This is a genomic window from Nonlabens agnitus, from assembly GCF_002994045.1.
Classification (GTDB): domain Bacteria; phylum Bacteroidota; class Bacteroidia; order Flavobacteriales; family Flavobacteriaceae; genus Nonlabens; species Nonlabens agnitus.
In genome coordinates, this window is record NZ_MQUC01000003.1 from 1,672,747 (window position 1) to 1,690,815 (window position 18,069).

The 18,069-nt window shown below is 38.5% G+C and carries 17 protein-coding genes; 1 reads left to right on the top strand and 16 read right to left on the bottom strand.

Annotation, left to right across the window (positions count from 1 at the left end):
• Window positions 1–37: 37 nt before the first annotated feature.
• The 5 genes from BST86_RS07725 to BST86_RS07745 form a co-directional block, all read right to left on the bottom strand.
• Window positions 38–1,192, bottom strand: a complete 1,155-nt coding sequence (locus BST86_RS07725) for a glycosyltransferase family 4 protein (RefSeq protein ID WP_105982762.1) — start codon at window positions 1,190–1,192, stop codon at window positions 38–40.
• A complete protein-coding gene (locus tag BST86_RS07730) occupies window positions 1,192–2,610 on the bottom strand; it encodes a glycosyltransferase family protein (protein WP_105982763.1) in 1,419 nt (472 codons plus the stop codon). Before BST86_RS07730 ends, BST86_RS07725 begins: the two co-directional genes overlap by 1 nt.
• Before the next feature lie 359 nt (window positions 2,611–2,969).
• Window positions 2,970–3,278 carry a GIY-YIG nuclease family protein gene (locus BST86_RS07735; RefSeq protein WP_105982764.1) on the bottom strand — a complete coding sequence of 103 codons (309 nt, stop codon included), beginning with the start codon at window positions 3,276–3,278 and terminating at the stop codon, window positions 2,970–2,972.
• A gap of 352 nt (window positions 3,279–3,630) precedes the next feature.
• On the bottom strand, window positions 3,631–4,506 hold the full coding sequence (locus BST86_RS07740; RefSeq protein WP_105982765.1) for an N-acetylneuraminate synthase family protein: 876 nt from the start codon (window positions 4,504–4,506) through the stop codon (window positions 3,631–3,633).
• Complete coding sequence (locus BST86_RS07745) at window positions 4,499–5,659, bottom strand: acylneuraminate cytidylyltransferase (RefSeq protein WP_105982766.1); 1,161 nt, start codon at window positions 5,657–5,659, stop codon at window positions 4,499–4,501. Before BST86_RS07745 ends, BST86_RS07740 begins: the two co-directional genes overlap by 8 nt.
• Window positions 5,660–5,852: 193 nt before the next feature.
• Here BST86_RS07745 and BST86_RS07750 point away from each other — a divergent pair, with 193 nt between their 5' ends.
• On the top strand, window positions 5,853–6,809 hold the full coding sequence (locus BST86_RS07750) for a class I SAM-dependent methyltransferase (protein WP_105982767.1): 957 nt from the start codon (window positions 5,853–5,855) through the stop codon (window positions 6,807–6,809).
• A 505-nt stretch (window positions 6,810–7,314) separates the two neighbouring features.
• On the opposite strand, the gene BST86_RS07755 is transcribed toward BST86_RS07750, so the two are convergent.
• The 11 genes from BST86_RS07755 to BST86_RS07805 form a co-directional block, all read right to left on the bottom strand.
• Window positions 7,315–8,184, bottom strand: coding sequence for a beta-1,6-N-acetylglucosaminyltransferase (locus BST86_RS07755; protein ID WP_172443331.1), 870 nt, complete (start codon window positions 8,182–8,184; stop codon window positions 7,315–7,317).
• A gap of 10 nt (window positions 8,185–8,194) precedes the next feature.
• Entirely contained in the window at window positions 8,195–9,352 is a 1,158-nt protein-coding gene (locus BST86_RS07760; protein ID WP_242446491.1) for a glycosyltransferase family 4 protein, read from the bottom strand.
• Between the two features lie 66 nt (window positions 9,353–9,418).
• Window positions 9,419–10,498 (bottom strand): glycosyltransferase family 2 protein, encoded by a 1,080-nt coding sequence (locus tag BST86_RS07765; RefSeq protein WP_105982770.1) that lies wholly within the window; start codon window positions 10,496–10,498, stop codon window positions 9,419–9,421.
• An 85-nt stretch (window positions 10,499–10,583) separates the two neighbouring features.
• On the bottom strand, window positions 10,584–11,759 hold the full coding sequence (locus BST86_RS07770) for a glycosyltransferase family 4 protein (protein WP_105982771.1): 1,176 nt from the start codon (window positions 11,757–11,759) through the stop codon (window positions 10,584–10,586).
• Window positions 11,756–12,712 (bottom strand): glycosyltransferase family 2 protein, encoded by a 957-nt coding sequence (locus tag BST86_RS07775; RefSeq protein WP_105982772.1) that lies wholly within the window; start codon window positions 12,710–12,712, stop codon window positions 11,756–11,758. Before BST86_RS07775 ends, BST86_RS07770 begins: the two co-directional genes overlap by 4 nt.
• Window positions 12,713–12,724: 12 nt before the next feature.
• Window positions 12,725–13,918 carry an acyltransferase family protein gene (locus BST86_RS07780; RefSeq protein ID WP_105982773.1) on the bottom strand — a complete coding sequence of 398 codons (1,194 nt, stop codon included), beginning with the start codon at window positions 13,916–13,918 and terminating at the stop codon, window positions 12,725–12,727.
• A complete protein-coding gene (locus tag BST86_RS07785; RefSeq protein ID WP_105982774.1) occupies window positions 13,804–14,586 on the bottom strand; it encodes a glycosyltransferase family 2 protein in 783 nt (260 codons plus the stop codon). The genes BST86_RS07780 and BST86_RS07785 overlap by 115 nt, the downstream gene beginning before the upstream one ends.
• Window positions 14,586–15,461: a glycosyltransferase family 2 protein gene (locus tag BST86_RS07790; RefSeq protein ID WP_105982775.1), complete on the bottom strand. Its 876-nt coding sequence runs from the start codon at window positions 15,459–15,461 to the stop codon at window positions 14,586–14,588. The genes BST86_RS07785 and BST86_RS07790 overlap by 1 nt, the downstream gene beginning before the upstream one ends.
• Complete coding sequence (locus BST86_RS07795) at window positions 15,455–16,315, bottom strand: glycosyltransferase family 2 protein (RefSeq protein ID WP_105982776.1); 861 nt, start codon at window positions 16,313–16,315, stop codon at window positions 15,455–15,457. Before BST86_RS07795 ends, BST86_RS07790 begins: the two co-directional genes overlap by 7 nt.
• Window positions 16,316–16,320: 5 nt before the next feature.
• On the bottom strand, window positions 16,321–17,265 hold the full coding sequence (locus BST86_RS07800) for a glycosyltransferase family A protein (protein WP_105982777.1): 945 nt from the start codon (window positions 17,263–17,265) through the stop codon (window positions 16,321–16,323).
• 3 nt (window positions 17,266–17,268) lie between these two features.
• A complete protein-coding gene (locus tag BST86_RS07805) occupies window positions 17,269–18,045 on the bottom strand; it encodes a glycosyltransferase family 2 protein (protein ID WP_105982778.1) in 777 nt (258 codons plus the stop codon).
• Between the last annotated feature and the right edge of the window lie 24 nt (window positions 18,046–18,069).

An 18,069-nucleotide genomic window follows, 5' to 3' on the forward strand; every position in this document is an offset into this window, starting at 1 on the left:
ATTCAAAATTAGTTAATCGTCGACATACTTGAGAACTTCAACCATGGTTATCCTTAATTTGCTGATAATAATTGATATTAGTGGCCACTATTTTATGGATATTAAAATCGCACTCTACCTTCCTTCGTGCTGCAGCACCGATTTTCAACATCCTATCCTTATTTTCAAAAAGTGTCTTGATTGAAGCTAGAAAGGCGTTGACATCATTAGGATGATGCATGAATCCATCCACACCTTGCTCGATGATGTCCTGGGCCCATCCTATGTTTGTGTTCACTACTACTTTTTTAAGTGCCATGGATTCTATGGTAACCATTCCCAGGGTTTCTGCGAGTGACGGAAACACACACAGGTGTGCATTCTTGACCCTTTCCTGCACCTCGCTATAAGGTAACTTACCAACATAATCTATACGGCTTAGGACCTCTGTCGAAACACTAGCTTTCATAAGCTCCCATGTAGAATAGCTACCTGTTGCAATATCAGGAGCATCTCCACCAATCAACGTTAATGAAGCCTTAGGGAATTGATTTAATACTTTCGTAAAAATCTGCAACAACTGAAAAACCCCTTTTTTGCGTATGAGTGTACCTATGTTGAGAAGATTGAATTCCTGATAATTATCAGGATGAGGATTTTCAAATTTATCTAGCTGTAAACCATAATGTATCACTTTCACATCGTTAACCTTCATTTTAAACAAATCTGCACTCTTTTGACCTGCAAAATTTGTTGGGGCTATGAATGCTTGCGCTCTTTTGATCGCGTTGGTCTCAAAGAAACGGTTTTTCCATTTTTGAGGTCTTCCTTCGATGCGGCAAAAATAAGTGTCGCTCCCATGAAAACGAATCACCAGCGGAACTTTGAACTTCATAAAGGCTGTAATACCCGTCCAGTCCGGTGCTTCCAGAAGATCGATGCCTTTTTCTTTTATGAGTCTACTTAAGTAAGCATTGATATGCTTACGGTAAAAATAGAAACCGCCTACCTTATAATACTTCTGTTTTAAAATGTAAAAATTGATGCCGTTTTCCTTGAAATGATCCGACATGTGCTTCCCATAAACGATGATGCTTACTTCAATTTTAGAAGCAATTAATTCCTCTGCTAGATTTTTAATACTCGTACCTAAGCCACCGCTGGAGCCAATGCGTTCGTGTGGATATTCTGGGGTGAGATAGGCGATGTGCATTAGTCTAAGATTATAGCTATTCCCTGCCAGATGCGCTTACTAGCACCCTGTGGTGATTCTGGTTTATTCACTATACCATACCATTCTTGAGTGACAGGCACTGGATTGAGACTGCCGTCAAGCAAGCCTTTTATGCCATCATATAGCTGAGACTTGTTCATTGCCCAAACCACGCTTTTCTCCCGATTTGGCATGGATCTAAAATGTACGTACTCGTAATTTTGCCCAATATCACGAGTTCCGTTGGTAAGCTGCGGCTGTTCGTAATTGGGATAAATGGTTGGCTTACCGTGTATCACAAAATCAAAAACCATGCTCGAGCAAATATTGACCACCAGCTCGCTATGGTAGCAGGTGTTGACCAGCCTGGCAAAATCAGCTTTAGTGGGCATCACTTGATTCCATTGTTGTCCCATAGGTTTCCATAAAGGTGCTATAGGTGTGATCACATCGCGATATTTTTCCAAAACATCATCATATCTACCCGTAAAGTCAATGGGGACCTGACGGTAAATAATACCGATATCAAAGCCTTCTTCTTTAAGCTTTCTTACGGCCACGGCCGTGTCCTCCAGGTAGTATTGATCCAACGGTGAAGTAGTCTGGTCATCGCCAGAAAAACAGATATACCTTGTAGCTTCATTGAGATCATGCTCTTCGCAGAATTGCTTTCGCGAAAGCAGAATGTCTTCATCATAGTGCGGCTCAAATTGAGGCGTACCGGTTACAAAGATTTGGTCTGGTTTGGTTTTAGGATAATACTCCAACAACTGAGCTTTCATCAAATCAGACCAGACGAAGTAGTAATCCGTCTCGATGGTTGACATTCCTTTTGGCAGATTGTCCCAACTGTAAATCCAGCAAGCTGTTTTGATTCCTAGATCCTGTGCGGCAAGAATAGGTGCAATCGCTTGAGTAGCGCGCTGTGTGGTGCAAAAAACTAGATCAGGCCTGTGTTCTGACAACTGTGCTTTTACCTCTAGGTAGCGTTGCGTTGATCGTTCAGCAGCATACATTTGATCTACTAATTGTTGCCAGCCCTTTTGGCTTGCGCTGAATTGCTCATGGTATTTGACAAAGCTGCTTTTGACCATATTCTTCAAGCTGTTCCATCTTAACGGAAATCGATACGTGCTGTACACCTTGTCGTTAGTTCGCTTTCGCGAAAGCGATAACTCCACCCTTTTTCTTGCATGATTTAACACAGGCGTTTTAGGATGAATCTTTGTGCTAGCGATCTTTATTTCCTTGTATCCCAACTCTTCCTGCAGTGGAAATATGGTATTGTTCCAATAAGTGATGTCAAAACCTTGCTCCTCGCCAATCTCTTTGAACTGCGTGAAGGCAAAGTTGCGCAGGCCGACGCCGTCTGGGAAAAGGATAAATACTTTTTTGTTTGAAGATGTATTGGAAGTCAAGGGGTTCTTTTACTTAAGCTGTAAATATAAATTTTATCGAGTTAGGTTTAAGAGTATTATTGGGAAGGTGATTTTTGGTGAATAAAAGGATTTATAATCATAACCATAACAAAAGCTCGATTGAACTGTTCATTTTTGCCATTAATAAGCTCAGGTTGAGAATTTCCGTATTCATTCTAAGCTTGTCGAAGCAAGTTGGTGATGCAAAGAGCATTTTCCTAGGCACTCGCCTTCGACAGGCTCAGGCTGACAGTGATGTTTTTTTCTTCTGTGACTCGCCATCGACAGGTTCTGGCTGAAAGTGGTCGTCGTAGCCGTAAAACGAATTGAATACTTTCTTTTATATATGGATATTCTTGTTAATCAATCTTATGATTGTATTCTGTATAATTCTTGGAGTACTGCACCATTTTATCCCAATCGCCATTAATCAAAGCTTTTTTCTTTCTCCTGCTCCATCCCTTTATTCTTTTTTCCCAAATAATAGCTTGGCTGGGATCATCAATAAATTCTTTATACCATACCAATTTTACTGGAAGTCGGCTGCTGGTATAACCTCTTGTTTTTCCAGATTGATGAATCGCTATTCTGCTTGCGAGATTTGAAGTGATTCCCGTGTAGAAACTTGCGTCAGCACATTCTAGTATGTAAACGGTAAAGTATTTCATCTGTTAGTAATTTCTGACAGATTGAAGTTAGGGATTTTATTGGTTTTATATATCTGCCTTTTTTAGAATATACCTTCAACAGGTTCTGGTTGATATTTTCCTTGGTGTCATGCTGAGCTTGTCGAAGCAGGTTGGTGGAAAGAAGAGCATTTTTCTCGTTACTCGCCTTCGACAGGCTCAGGCTGACATTGGGGTTTTTCTTTTGTCAAGCGCTTTCGACAGGATTAGGCTGACATTTCACATGGTGTCATGCTGAGCTTGTCGAAGCAGGTTGGTGGAAAGAAGAGTATTTTCCTAATTACTCGCCTTCGACAAGCTCAGGCTGACATTGAGGCTTTTCTTCGTAAATAGATTAGGCTTTGCGGTACTTTAATTTATCGCGTTGAACTTGTTCTATAGGGAGAATGTCCATGGTTTTGTGCGTGAGTGCCTGGTGAACTGCTCTTAAATCTCTGGCTAGCTTTCTCATTCCAGCGGGTTCTAAAGAAGCGCTGTGATCTGTACCTTTCCAAGTGCGATCAAGGGTATAGTGACGTTCAACGATGTTTGCTCCTAATGTGTAAGCAGCGATGTCTACAGCAATCCCAAGATGATGCCCAGAAAAACCGATGTGCTTTACCCGACCTCCATATTTTTCCAGCAAGGTTGAAATGTCTAATAGGCAAACATCTGGAAATGGGACTGGATAGCCTGATGTACAATTGTATAACACAAGATCTTGCGCGCGGTCCTGCTTTTCAAAAAAGTTGACCAATTCATCAATTTCATCTGGAGTGGTCATTCCTGTGGAACAATGGATCTCTCCGTCGTAGTTTTTACACAACCACTCGAGCATCTCATAGTGGTTGTTGCAAGCACTAGGTATTTTAATAAATTCTGGTTGTAATCCAGCGATTTCTTTGGCACTGGTCAAATCCCAAACACTAGTGGCATAAGTAATTCCAAGCGACTCACAATATTCTTTAAGCTCTGCATGTTGATGGACGTCGAACTCTAGAAACTCACGGTGCGCTCCATAGGTATCTCCATACGAATTAATAGGATTAGGGTGCGGTGCGTTGTATTGCTCGGTAGTCAATAATTCTATATTGTGGCGTTTTTGAAACTTGACCGCATCGACCTTGCAAAAAACGGCAGCCATCTGGATCATTTCTTTGGCGATGTCCATGTCGCCTTTATGGTTGCCGCCTATTTCTGCAATGGTATAGGGAACTTTGTATTTATTCATAACGGTTGTTGTACTTGATGATGAATTCGCAGGCCTCACGGATGGCACCGTTTGCACTGTCGTTATTTAAAATAACATCGGCGTGATTCTTTATAGTTGTTGTCGCATTTGCAGGAGTGAATGACCAGCCTGCTGCACAGATGTTTGCTAGGTCATTAACATCATCGCCTACATAGGCCATGTTTGAAAATGATAGGTTGCGCTCATGAGCAATTCTTGAAAGTAAGCTGTATTTGTCTTTAACGCCTAAAAAGACATCTACGATATTAAGCTTTCTCATGCGGCTAGCGACGATAGCAGAATCTTCTGAGGTCATGACCATGACATTGATATTGTATTGACGTAGGATTTCCAATCCCATTCCATCACGCATGTCAAACTTTTTCATAAGCTCGCCGTCGCTGCCGTAGTAAACGCAGCCATCTGTAAACACCCCATCAACATCTAGGATCAGATGCGTTATTTTGCTTGCTTTCTTTTCTTTTTTCAACCTAGCTGCCAGTAGTTCTTCCACAATTTTCCAGTCGGTTAGCGAATCGATTTCTGTGAGACTATCTTCTGGCATGTGTATGGTAGCTATGTTACCGCTTATTCTATTTCCGCTTTCGCGTAAAGCGGTTTCACTTGAGACGTAACAAGCACCATTCTCGATCAACAAACCTTCAAAGTCTTGACGACGTGGCCGATTGAACACATCGTAATTTTTAGGAGTACCATTTTTATTCCAAGTGAATCGATGCGAATTGACAACGGTCAACGCGGAATCGTAATCACCAGAGGATACCATCTGTAGGCATTTATTGATATCAGCAGCAGTTGTAAAAGGTGATGTGGCTTGTAACAAGCAGAAGAAGTCGATGGGTTCTTTGTGTATATCCATAAACTCGAGGATCGCGCTTTCTGTAGATGCGGTATCCGACGCACTTGCAGCGCTGCGTTCTATTGCACTTACCCTGTCTGTCCAGTGATATTCCTTTTCTATGAACCTAATGATATCGTGATCGTCTGTAAAAACATACATATGATCTAGTTGAGAGGCGATGGCTTCTCCAAGCACCCAGCAGAAAAGTGGTCTGCCCAATAATTTCTTCTTGTTCTTGCCAGGAATCCCTTTGGAATTCTTGCGTAACGGAATAAAGCCTATTGATTTCATACGGGACTGTTGTGGCAAATTTAGGGAAAGAAGCCAAATACACTTGACTTTTGTGCAGATCAAATAATTTTAAAGTTTCCCTGACATTAATCAAAAAGCCCTTTTCATCGAAGGTGTTTTACTGTAAAGTAGAAAATACTCCCAGCCCAGAATAAAAGATTATTTACATATTTTCACGACAAATTAGGCTGGAATGATTAACGTGGATCAAATTAAAACTGAATTTTTAAAAGCGCATCTTATTGATCCAGTTTCTCAACGTAAAGTTGTTGAACTGACAGCTAGCAAAGTTATTTTCACAAATCACTCCTATCCGATTCATAATGGAGTGCCAGTTCTTTTCAATGAGCAGGAAAGTATTTTTAGGACAAGCGATGTTTTGAATGAGATTCCGACCACGCAAAACAAAACGTATCGCAAGAAAGGATGGAAAACTTTTATAAGACAAAAGCTACTTCCTTCCTTATCGCACGACTTTACATTTAAAGAACGTTATAAACGACTCGCAAGTGATTGCGGTGGTAAAACAGTTCTCGTGATAGGGGCTGGTGATAAAATTGAGTGGTACGTTCAAATGTTTGCCGGCGCGCTTGTGATAACGTCTGATGTTCATTCGCAATACATTCCAGATGTCGTGATTGACGCTCATCAGATTCCTTTTGAAAACAAAACCTTTGATATTGTAATTGCTGGACAAGTGCTGGAACACACATTTCAACCTTGGGTAGTAGCAAGCGAGATTGAACGTGTCTGTAAAAGTGGTGGCCAGATGCTTATTGAGGTACCCTTCAATTTTCCTTATCACGGTATGCCTTATGATTTTTTCAGGTTTACGTTTACAGGATTGCGTAGTTTATTTAATAAATCAAAAATGGTTGAGTGCCAAATTGGTGAAGGAAATGCAAGTGCAGTAGCCACTTACAACAGCCAATTACTGATCGATTTATTTTCTAACAGACTTTTGCGCAGTATAATGTTGTTTATTTCACGGATATTATTCGGATGGTGGAAATACCTAGACAAACTAAATTCAACAGTGAACCGAAGGTCGATCTCCGTCCCTAAAGGATTTAGTATGCTTTTTGAAAAGGATGATGTAAAGAGATCAAATAGTGAATTGCTGAATGAGTATTTTGAGTTGAAAAAATAGTGATCAACTAATTATTGTAACTTTGCTAAATACCTCAATCAGGAGTCATTGTAAAAAGCATCCATTTACCTACAAATAAAGCCAATAGCTAATTTCTACGGATATTTTAAAGCTCTTAGGTTTAGAATCTTTTCATAGTATCCATAATAACTGATTTTCCAGTACTAAGTAATCGTGGTAATTCAATAAATATATACACGATCGGATTGAGATAGAACTTTCTTCACTGCGATTCTTGGCAATTATTTTATCGGTTTTTAGAGTATTCTCTATTCACAAAATTGATGATTTTAAGATCATCAGTATATACAATTACTTGATCTAGATAAGAAGCAATAGCTTCCCCTAGTACGCAGCAGAAAAATGGTCTACCCATTAATTTCTACTTGTTCTAGCCAGGAATCCCTGTGGAATTCTTGCGTAACGGAATAAAGCCGATTGATTTCATATGGGACTGCTGTTGGGAAATTTAGGGAAAGTTGCACGTTAAATTTCTAATACCAATTCACGGATTGTTCTTGCGGTGACTGCTGAGCATCTCAAATAGACTGTTTGCGTTCATATCTAGTTTACGAACAAACAATTTGTTGCTGTTAATGATCTCCTCAAAATCTGTGGGATCGAGAAAGGCAGGAAAGCCACCTCTTCCCGATTTCCAGTCCATATATCTAAGATCATCGGTAATCACATTCTCCCTGTATGTCGAATTCATAATTATGGTCTGGAAATAAATTTCTTCTGCACAAAAAGTATGTCTGAAGCGATTGAAAAATCTAGGGTTTTTCTTTGTGAAATCAACAACATATTTTAAGGTAGACCTAGAAAGTGACCAGTAAGTATTACCTCCATAGAGTTGACCCAAATATGCTGGGATCTTTCTCTTAAAACCTAAATTAATTTGAAGTCTTCTAAACCTCGAAATCCATAAGGTGGACTTTCTTGCATTGAACAGGTCATAGAATTGATAATATTTCAATCGATCCATGCCTCCATTTTTCCAGCCAGCAGCTGGCATGGTAAAGGCTGACATATGATCCTGTTTCCCGTCTAAATACCTATCAAAATAGGAGTTGCTTTGAATTGGAAAATCTTGACCTGTGATAAGATGGAAGTATTGATTATCCAGATTCTTTAAAGCTACCTGTACCAACTGAAGGTAGGCTCTTAGATGGTTCAAACCACCCCAATTCACCCTGTAATCCTGTCCTAGGTATTTGATATTACCATTGCGCAAAAACACATTTCTTTCGATTGAAGTCAAACTACTCTTTTTATCGATATGGATGTAGATATTGAAACGCTCGTCAAACTCACTGGTCAGTCGTTCTAATTGTGGGAAATCTTTGTATGCGGTAATAAGTATAGCTTGTTTCAAGGGCATGGGCTTAAGATAAAAATATAGAGCCTGTGCTTGGGAGACAGGCGCTATAGGCGTCTATAACTTTTTTTTTTATAAAATCCCTATCCAGTTTTGGCACGATATTGATATAATTATACTCTGCGGACTTGAGTAGGTAATCCAGGTCGGTTAAGCTTTTTTTTACTACTTGTCCTATAAGCTCTACATCCTCACAATTTTCTATCAATAAACCGTTTAGTCCATCAGTAATAATCTCTGCCGTTGCACCTCCTGGATTGGATTGTATAGGGTGACAACCACAGCAAATAGCTTCAAGTAATGTGTTAGGCATACCATCGCTATTAGAATTGCCTATATAAAGTAACGCCTTCCCGAAAAGCTTGAAAATATCCTCATGTGTCAACTTCCCGTGAATGGTGATGTTGGGAATCTCTCTTTCACTTCGACCGTGCTCAGTGACCGCGCGAAAGCGGAACACATCCTGATGATCTGCTCCAAAAACTACGATCTCGTAATCTGTAAGCTGATCCTTGATCATCTCGAGAGCCTGTAAGACAGAAACAGCTCTGCCAGACCGATTTTGGTATCCTTTGACAGCAATAATCTTGCGCTGTTTTATGGGAAGTTGGTATTGTTTTAAATTGTCCAATTCATAACCACCGCCACCTGGAAAAACACCCAAAAACGTACCTTGAAAACCATATTTCACAGCAATTTGATGATCGCGGTGACAATCCGTGAATAGGTAATCGACTCGTTGAAGCACTTGTTTTATATCTGCTAAATAATTGGGTTGATGCTGGAAATAAAACAAATCACTTCCCCAAGCGCTGTATGCCCATTTCATGTGAGCGTGTACTTGCATCACGTTTTTTATAGGTGCCGCAGCTACATACAATGCAAAACTATGCACGACATCTGGTTGTATTTCCAGCAAGGCGCGCTCAAAAGCGTCCTCAACACGAACATCATAGTTGCACTCCAGCCAACTATAAACCTTAGGGAATTTCGTTTTTAAAAAGGTTCGTCCTCGACGTTTTAGAAATCGTTTTTTCCAGCCAGTTATCTGGGTCATCCAAGACAAGGATTGTGCGTAACCCTGATCCAGAATATCAAACCAAAAGACCTCATGCCCGCTATCCCGTAACTGATCAGACCAGCGCTGGAAGTGTAAGTTGTTCATGGAGACCATTAAGATTTTCATATTACAGTCGCTGTAGATGTCGTTTACTTAATTGTTGATCAACACTTAAAAATTTATTTTCAATTTAACTTGTCTAAGTTCTTGATCAAATTCATATTGGTAAGGTAAATTACGAAAATTCATTATGATCTGCTCCAGTAAGTACTCATTGACCTGTTCCATTGGCACGGCTCTAAAAACACGATTACTAAATATTGCTTTCAATCTGTTTTTCAAAGAATGAATTTTTCCCATTTCTCTGACCGTCAATAGTGTTGTCCCTGGCTTCTGGTTATGCAACAATTGGAAACTGCATGCTCTCAATTCTTCGTACGAGTTTTCGACAAATATTGACTGAACTATTACGTCCAACTGGTTGTAAGCCGATGCACTGCAGTGCATGCCCCAAGGTAAGTGTCTATTAGTAACTTTTGAATTTAATGACTTCGATAAGTCAAACAATCTATGGTTGATACGTTCAAGACTTTGATGAAACGGTTGATTAGTATTTGTAGATCTGTAGCCTTTAGCATGCCATTGATGCAGTACCAGTAGCTCAGATTGATATAAAACCACTTTGTTACCAGCAGTCTCGAGCCTTCTAAACATATCGGCATCCTCTGCGCCCCAGCCGTGATAGGACTCGTCGAAACCATTAAGTTGGATCAATTGTTCTGTGTTAAAAATTGCTGTCCCTGTTAGTCCACCTATGAACTTAACCTTGTGGTCTTCAAAAGGTTTACTGGTATTGCTTTCAGCTTCTGTTAAAAACCCATAGGGAAAATTATAGGTTGTCCCATCACTAGCAAGTTCTAAAGCCTTAGCTACAAATTTTGGATGAACGATACAGTCCACATCCATAACCATAAAATATTTACTGGTACACTGCTTCAATACCATATTAATACATCTGGTTTTATGGAACAACTGTCCTTGTGTTGGGCAAAGTTTCAGTTCAATTGCAGGATAATAAGTCAATAGATTTTGGAGTTTCTCTTGATAAATCTTTGAACTTCCGTAATCGATGAACATTACTTTTACATTTTGATTCAATTGCATAGCTACTGAATCTAAAGAGCGTTGAACAATTTCTAATTTCCGGTTGCGATTTGGAATTACAATACTTAAGGTTGGAATGCTTAGCATATTAAATTACTAAAGGAAATAGCACTGAAATCAATGATCAATATTATTTTAATAATATAAACTTTAAAAGCGTTTCAATATTCACCTAAGTTTTTTCTTTCAGTAATGCACGGTAACCATGAATAAAATTATCCATCGAAAATGAACGTTCGGCATACACAGTCGCATTGTTAGAAAGGTTTTTCCTCAAACTAAAATCGCTCTTTAACTCAATAATACTACTAATCATTTTATCCGTCACTGACATTTCGTCTTTATTGTCTATTAAAACTCCATTTTTTCCATTAATAATATGCTCTGATACTCCACCAACGTTGACACTGATAGGTATAACTCCAGACATCATTGATTCCATAATAACCATAGGAAAACCTTCATATTCTGAGGTTATACAAATTACATCTAGCTGTTTATATAATTCCTGAAGCACAATTGGATTATTTATTTGGCCTTTAAAAATGACGCCAGCATCTGTTATGACTTTTTTATAAGCGGTCATACCGCTACCAGCCATCACAAATATGTAATTCAGTTTACCCTGAAATGACTTTGCAATTTTTAAAAACAGCTCTGGTCTTTTCTCAGGAGCCCATCTGCCCACATACCCAACCACGATTTGCTCATTACTAGAATTGACCATTTTTTGATTTAATGATGCTGATCGCACTGCATTTGGAATAATTACAACATTACCTAAATACTCTGATAAATTTTGTCGAGCATAAATTTGGCTCAGTGCGTTATGACCGTGTTCGCTGATGACAACCCTTTTATCTAAATATCTTGCGGATTCGCAAAACATGTCTTCGCGATCATCTAAGTCCCTAAATGCATGAATTAAATCGATTGACCTTTTATTCAAAAAGGGAACGATCTCATAGAAGTACTTTGTATTACTCCCAAAAACGCAACTGATCTCTTTGCTCTGATTAATAGCATTAATTATTATTTTGAACAGTCGTTTGGTTACTGCATCGCTTCTTTTATTGATAATTGGATTTAGTATAATAATACTTGCAGACTCTCTGAAGGATTCAAGGTATATATCTGTAGCAGATGAATGGGTAAAAATGACGGTTACATTACTATTCTCAAAAATTTTAGTAATATATAGATGAACTCGCTCTGCACCGCCTAGATGATAGTATGGAAATATAAAGACGAGATCTGATTTTTTAATCACCTTCGATCGTCGAATTGCAAATACATATAAATATATCCACCCAATGCCTTTTCGAATTAGTTCTTTAACCCGCTTCATTCAAACCGAAATATTTTATTTGATTTGACCTTGCTAAGTAAAAATCCTAAACCAACATAAAGCGTTATATAAAAACCAAGCCACAAGCTTTGCCAACGAGAAATAATGTTATGATTTAAAAATAATTTAATTAACGTTAGATTATAAAAGAGATAATTTTTATTTGAGGGAAAGTAAAAACTATAATACCATACTTTTAGGTATCCTCTTAAAAATACTTTCAGTTCAGATCTATTGCTTCTATTTAATCGATTAACAACGTCCGGAATTAATAATTCAAGACTTTGAAAGTATTTATCAATGATCAAAGGCCAATTAGATATGCTGGGATAGTAAACACTATCATAGGGGACATCACTAATAACTTGATATGAAACATATGGCATTAGCAATGCCCTTATCATTAATTCAGGATCATTCAATCGTGGATATGTTATGGTAAAACCACCTAACTCTTTAATAAAATTTGCTTTCCAAATTGGACACATGATTGACCACGGCAATCGATATGATAAAAATTCATTTAAGTGATTAACTGTATCATCAAGATTCGCTTTTAAAATATGTTCATTTGAGTAAACACCCATCGGGAAAACTAAAAAATCTAGGCTAGGCTTTTTGTTAAAGATATCAACTCTCGTTTTCAAACAATGAACCTCTAAAGTGTCGTCCGAGTCTAAGAAGATGATATAATCTCCATCAGAATTATCAATTCCAATATTCCGACAGGACGAAGCTCCCTTTGGTAAATTGGAAGGTCTTTGATGAATTTTGAATCTCGGATCATTTCGTGAAATAGCTTGTAAGACTTCTAGAGTATCATCCGTGCTACCATCATCAACAATGACGCACTCCCAGTTTTGGTAGGTTTGGGCGACGATAGAGTCCAGGGTTGTACCAATAATATGGGCCCGATTGTAAGTAGGAATGATAATGGATACTAATTGACTCATAAATCCGCTGAATTAACGAGGCGACAGCCATTTTCTGCGATACACGGAGAACGGCTTGTTCTTTAATTTCAAAGCTCTTTTTTCTATTAAGTGCCACGATAGTATTCCAAATATAATTGATAAGAGTACTGACAAACCCATTAATACAGTAACATTAGGTGCAAAATAATACACCAATAGCTGCTGGATCGGAAAACTATAGATATAGATGCCGTAGGATGCATCGCCCCATTTACCAAACTTACTTATTCCACGCACAGTCAAAAAGCCTATCATCAATATTAATGGTGTGAACAGGACATGCTTAAAAAGGTCATAGAGATTGAAATATATAGAAGCAACTAGCAGCACAAGTAGTCCCAACACAAAGACCCAACGAACATATCGCTCAAAAACAAAAGTGCCCAGTAAACTGCCTAGCACAAAAAAAGTCCCGAGATTAAGGATGTTGTATCCTACTAAGCCTAACAGTGAGACTGGCCCTAATTGATTCTTAAAAAACAGATAACCCACCAGCATCAACAAACTGGTAATCAACAAAGCTAGGCGGATTAAAAGCTGATTGCCCTGAACCAAATAAAAGACCGAAATACATAGATAAAGTGTAAACTCATAACGTATTGTCCACAAAGACCCATTGATCGCGTGGTAAAAATTGTTGTCAAAAACCCCAGAGACCACACCTTGAAAACCATAGAGCGATAAATTATAAGGTAGATAGGTGAACCAATCCTTATTATGCAAAAGAGGCACATCACCTTCATAAACCAAGGGAACCGTCATGACCGATAGTAGCAGCACTACGAATAGGCCTGGAAAAATACGCAGTGCCCGCTTTCTTAAAAACACCCAGATAGATGGACTGCGATCAAAACTTCTATAGATAAAAAAACCGCTGATGACAAAGAATCCATTCAAGCCAATGGCCGCATAATTTGTCTGACCGTCGGTCAACTGTACGATCCACTGGGAAGTTTCGGCTGTACCTGATAGCGGATAGGAATGAGAAATCACTACCAAAAGAGCAAAGACAAACCTGAGAAAATCGAAGTTGTTACTACGGTATTGTTGCTGTATGTGGGCGGTTGTTTCTAAAACTTGTTCGGTTTTTTTATATAAAACTTTATTACAATCAACAAGCGTTGCAGAGCTTGCCATAGATCTGCAAACATCCTTAAAATAGTCCTGCTGCTGCTCGCAATCCATCCCTTACTAGCAGACCATATCGAGACCTCTTGATGCCATAACTGATAATTACCTACTAGGTCATTTTTGAATCTAAACAGCTCCTGTTTTCTAGTTCGCTTGATCTGATAATTGAAAATAGCAGGTACAAGCTCAATGTCATAACCTGCTTCCAGCACGCGTTTTGACCATTCTTTGTCTTCAAACGTAGCTACATCTTCTCTGAAAGGATGCTTTTGCCATACCGCTTTCGCGAAAGCGGAACCCGAAAAAATCAATCCAGATCTATTGGGATCTTCACTTGCCGAAATGCCGTTGATATACTGTCGATAATCATTGGAATTGTGCAAGCAGCGCAATCCTGCTAGATTGGGGTTCGTTGCAAAACGCTGTTTAATCAGGCTGAAAAAATCATGACTTACAGGATACGAATGCGCACTGAAGATGACCACGATGGGATGTGTGGCTTGAGCAGCAGCAAAATTGGCACTACCGCCATAACTAAACTTTTCTATGGTTTCAAATCTTGCGCCATACTTCAAGGTTATTTGCTTGCTGGCATCAGTACTTAGGTTATCGATCACTACGATCTCGTCCACGTCTGCCGCATATCTTTGCGTGAGGTTTCTTAAGAGAAACTCCAGCGCTGGCGCTTGATTTTTAGCTCTGATGACCACGCTTAATTTCATTAGCCTTGTTTTGATCTGTTATTCCTTGCAACGAGCGAAGTTAACCACCTATAGGGTTTAAGTAGGAGGCGACCCAGTTTGAATTCCGCAGAGTTTTTTATGCTTTTCTCCTTTTCTCTAGCGGTCATTAAATGATGAAATTGTACTGCGGTGAAATTCTTAAAGTCGGCAATATATAGTTCGGGATGTTTTTGTATGATGTATTTTTTTATGGATTCCTGGTGGTTGGTCACCGCATCTACTAGCATGGATTGCTTTGCTTTTCTATAATAGAACAAGACTTCTGGGATAATGCGATAGGATTCTCCCGTTGCCTTTAATATGCGTAGCCAAAATTCCCAGTCTTCAAAACCAGTTTTCATCTGTTCGTCATAACCTCCTACTTGTTCCCAATCAGATTTTCTATAAAGAGATGTCGCTACCAATTGATTTAAGTAGAGCATGTTTTTGATTTCTGTACCTTTTGGCTCAAGTATAAAGTAAGTGTTAGAAGGCTTGGACTTAAAAAAACCAGTGTAGCAGGAGATGATCGCCAGTTTATGATTTTCTATTAATAAAGGTACGAGCTTAGATAGATATGCTGGATGTAATACGTCATCTGCATCAAGCGGGAGAATAAGTTGGCCTTTACTAGCTTTAATCCCAGCATTGCGCGCACTGGAAAGGCCGCCATTGTGCTGATATACGTATTTAAAACGTTGGTCTTTATTGATCCACTGTTGCGCTACAACTTCTGTATGATCTTGGCTACCATCATTAACAATGATGCATTCCCAGTGGCTGTATGATTGTCTCAAAACAGACTCTAGTGACATGTCTAGAAAATGAGCATGATTGTAGCAAGGAACGATGATGGAGACTTGATGTGTTAGCATTCTTTTCTAAAGAAACTTTGATTTATCCATCTTAGAGGAGCCAACATCGACTTACCCCATCTATAATCCAGACTATTCTCCCTTTTCACAATTGTCTTCTTAAAAGATGCGTTTGTTTTGATCAGTTGTAAAATGACATCGTCTATGTGTTCAAGATATACGTCTCGATGTTTATGATAAAGTTTTCTCCTTAGAAATTCATCATAATGACGCAAGGCATCTTGATCCCTTGAAAAGGCTTTGACTCTGTAATTAAAGAGGACTTGCGGTATGACATGCATTTTATAGCCTTTTGAAAGCACAGAGATCCAAAAATCCCAGTCTTCATAACCACGATCAAATTCTACATCATAGCCGTTAACGACTTTCCAGCACTCCTTTTTGAAAAGCGTACTAGCTACACCGTTATTCCTAACTAGAAAATTTCTTACGGAACCACCAGCTGGCTCAATTATATCATTTACATTATTTGATTTGTCAAATTTTCTATAGTATGAAGTTATTATTGAAATATTACTATTCTTGTTTATAAGATCTAACGCTTTTTCCACAAAGTCAACTTCGTAATAATCATCTGCATCCAACGTTAAAATCCATTCTGTTGTTGCCTGTTCGACACCTCTATTCCTCGCCGAACTTACACCTTTGTTTGCTTGATGAATAATTTCTATTGCGGGATGATCAATCGCTGCTAGCACTTTTTTTGTTGTAACACCAGAGCCATCATCAACTATCAAAATCTTTTCTGGACTCAAGGTTTGATTGAGTAAAGAGTTAACGGCTTCCATAATAAATGCTCCATCATTGTAGCAGGGAATGATTGCAGTGATATTGGATGCAAGATGGGATTTCATGATTACTATTTTAGGAACGGGAAAAGCAATTTTCTTCTTCTTACGATAGGAAAATATTTAATAAAAAGATATGAAAAAATTATCCTGTGGTTACCCCAAAATTGTTTCGCCCAAAATCTAATTTCATCAACTAAGCCTTCTTCTTTTTTGTGTTTCAGTATCCATATCGCTTTCAACAATAAGTCTATTCTCTTCAAGGGAACCTTGTTCCTACTAGACCAAGATATTAAAGAGTCATACATAGTATATATATATTTGTCATATAAATACACCTGATAGAAACTATTGTATTCGTGAACACCGCGAATAGCGACGGCCTCATCTATCTTACCAGTGTAGAGCCTTCCTTTCATTGCCATCTTCCAGAAAATATCGGAATCTTCTGCAACTTGTAATTCTTCGTTAAACAATCCAGTCTTATAAAAAAGGGATCTCTTAACCGTTAGACCATTTATTTGAAAGTGACCCACTTTTCCAGCTACGAGACCTTCAAATAAAACGTCTGGTTCAACAACTTGATTTACTGTATATAATTTTTGAACTTGTGACAGATTGCTTTTTGATGCATCATGTATCTCAAAACCTACGGCATTGTAAACGCCATCTGAATCAGGATATTTATTTAGGACATGAATATCATTCTTAAAACGATTCTCTAGAAAATAATCATCTGAATCAAGAAACGCGATTAAATTTCCGCTAGCGCTGGTAATACCTAGATTGCGCGTGGCAGATCTTCCTTTATTGATGTGTTCTGGGTGCAGTAATAATTTGACTTTATGATGTTTCTGTTCAAGTTCCTGCAACAACTCGTATGAGCCATCTGTACTCCCATCATCGATCACAAGGACCTCAATCACCTCATCCTGATTCACAGCACTTAGCACAGCTTTTTCTAAGAATCTGATAGCATTATAAACAGGTATAATGACTGAAATTTCCAACTTCATACGTTAGAATTTATCTAATAAACCTAATCTCTGCAGCCATTGTATTCTCTTTGATTTTCTCAAGTTGCGCAATTTACGTTCCAGTAAAAATTGTCTTTTTATGTCAACTAATAAAATAGGGAATTCTTCTTCTAATATTGCCTGGCGCTCATTGATCAGTGCATCGCTGTTATCTACTTGAGAGCTAATTCCACCTGTATAAAAATTAGAAAAGACAGGATCTATGTGCTTATAGGTTGCGCTGTATTTGATAACTGCTAGTGCAAAAAGCTTCCAGTCTGCAACTATATTTAAATCAGCATCATAACCGCCTATTTTTTCAAAAAGCGAGCGCTTTACAAAGGTTGCTTGATGTGCTGGTAAGTCGTCGTACAGGTACCTAAAACTCAATTGTTTAGGAGCTGTTTTTATGGTCTGCTTGTTGCCCTCCACGATATTGATATCGCCGTACACAATGTCAGTCCCATCTAGATGATCTATGATGTTATCTAGTGCGTCGTTACCGTGAAGATCGTCGCCACTATTGAGGAAGTATAAATATTCCGCTTTCGCGAAAGCGGCTCCTTTGTTCATCGCATCGTAGATGCCAGCATCAGGTTCACTTACAAAGTGAGTAAACAGGTGCGCATTTTGCTGTAAAAATTCTTTGCTGCCGTCTGATGAGTTACCATCAATTACGATTAATTCAAAACCTTTATAAACCTGTCGTTGAACGCTATCAATAGTTTTCTTGAGCCCTTTAAGATCATTAAAATTTATAGTAATAATTGAAACCTTCATTTTAGTTGACGTCTTATTTTATAA

Bases quoted from the DNA above. Each gene is read 5' to 3' on its own strand.
- BST86_RS07765 (WP_105982770.1), bottom strand. From the start codon at position 10,498: ATGCTAAGCATTCCAACCTTAAGTATTGTAATTCCAAATCGCAACCGG.
- BST86_RS07740 (WP_105982765.1), bottom strand. From the start codon at position 4,506: ATGAATAAATACAAAGTTCCCTATACCATTGCAGAAATAGGCGGCAAC.
- BST86_RS07725 (WP_105982762.1), bottom strand. From the start codon at position 1,192: ATGCACATCGCCTATCTCACCCCAGAATATCCACACGAACGCATTGGC.
- BST86_RS07795 (WP_105982776.1), bottom strand. From the start codon at position 16,315: ATGAAATCCCATCTTGCATCCAATATCACTGCAATCATTCCCTGCTAC.
- BST86_RS07735 (WP_105982764.1), bottom strand. From the start codon at position 3,278: ATGAAATACTTTACCGTTTACATACTAGAATGTGCTGACGCAAGTTTC.
- BST86_RS07800 (WP_105982777.1), bottom strand. From the start codon at position 17,265: ATGAAGTTGGAAATTTCAGTCATTATACCTGTTTATAATGCTATCAGA.
- BST86_RS07770 (WP_105982771.1), bottom strand. From the start codon at position 11,759: ATGAAGCGGGTTAAAGAACTAATTCGAAAAGGCATTGGGTGGATATAT.
- BST86_RS07750 (WP_105982767.1), top strand. From the start codon at position 5,853: ATGATTAACGTGGATCAAATTAAAACTGAATTTTTAAAAGCGCATCTT.
- BST86_RS07745 (WP_105982766.1), bottom strand. From the start codon at position 5,659: ATGAAATCAATAGGCTTTATTCCGTTACGCAAGAATTCCAAAGGGATT.
- BST86_RS07785 (WP_105982774.1), bottom strand. From the start codon at position 14,586: ATGAAATTAAGCGTGGTCATCAGAGCTAAAAATCAAGCGCCAGCGCTG.
- BST86_RS07780 (WP_105982773.1), bottom strand. From the start codon at position 13,918: ATGGATTGCGAGCAGCAGCAGGACTATTTTAAGGATGTTTGCAGATCT.
- BST86_RS07775 (WP_105982772.1), bottom strand. From the start codon at position 12,712: ATGAGTCAATTAGTATCCATTATCATTCCTACTTACAATCGGGCCCAT.
- BST86_RS07805 (WP_105982778.1), bottom strand. From the start codon at position 18,045: ATGAAGGTTTCAATTATTACTATAAATTTTAATGATCTTAAAGGGCTC.
- BST86_RS07790 (WP_105982775.1), bottom strand. From the start codon at position 15,461: ATGCTAACACATCAAGTCTCCATCATCGTTCCTTGCTACAATCATGCT.
- BST86_RS07760 (WP_242446491.1), bottom strand. From the start codon at position 9,352: ATGAACAACTTACACTTCCAGCGCTGGTCTGATCAGTTACGGGATAGC.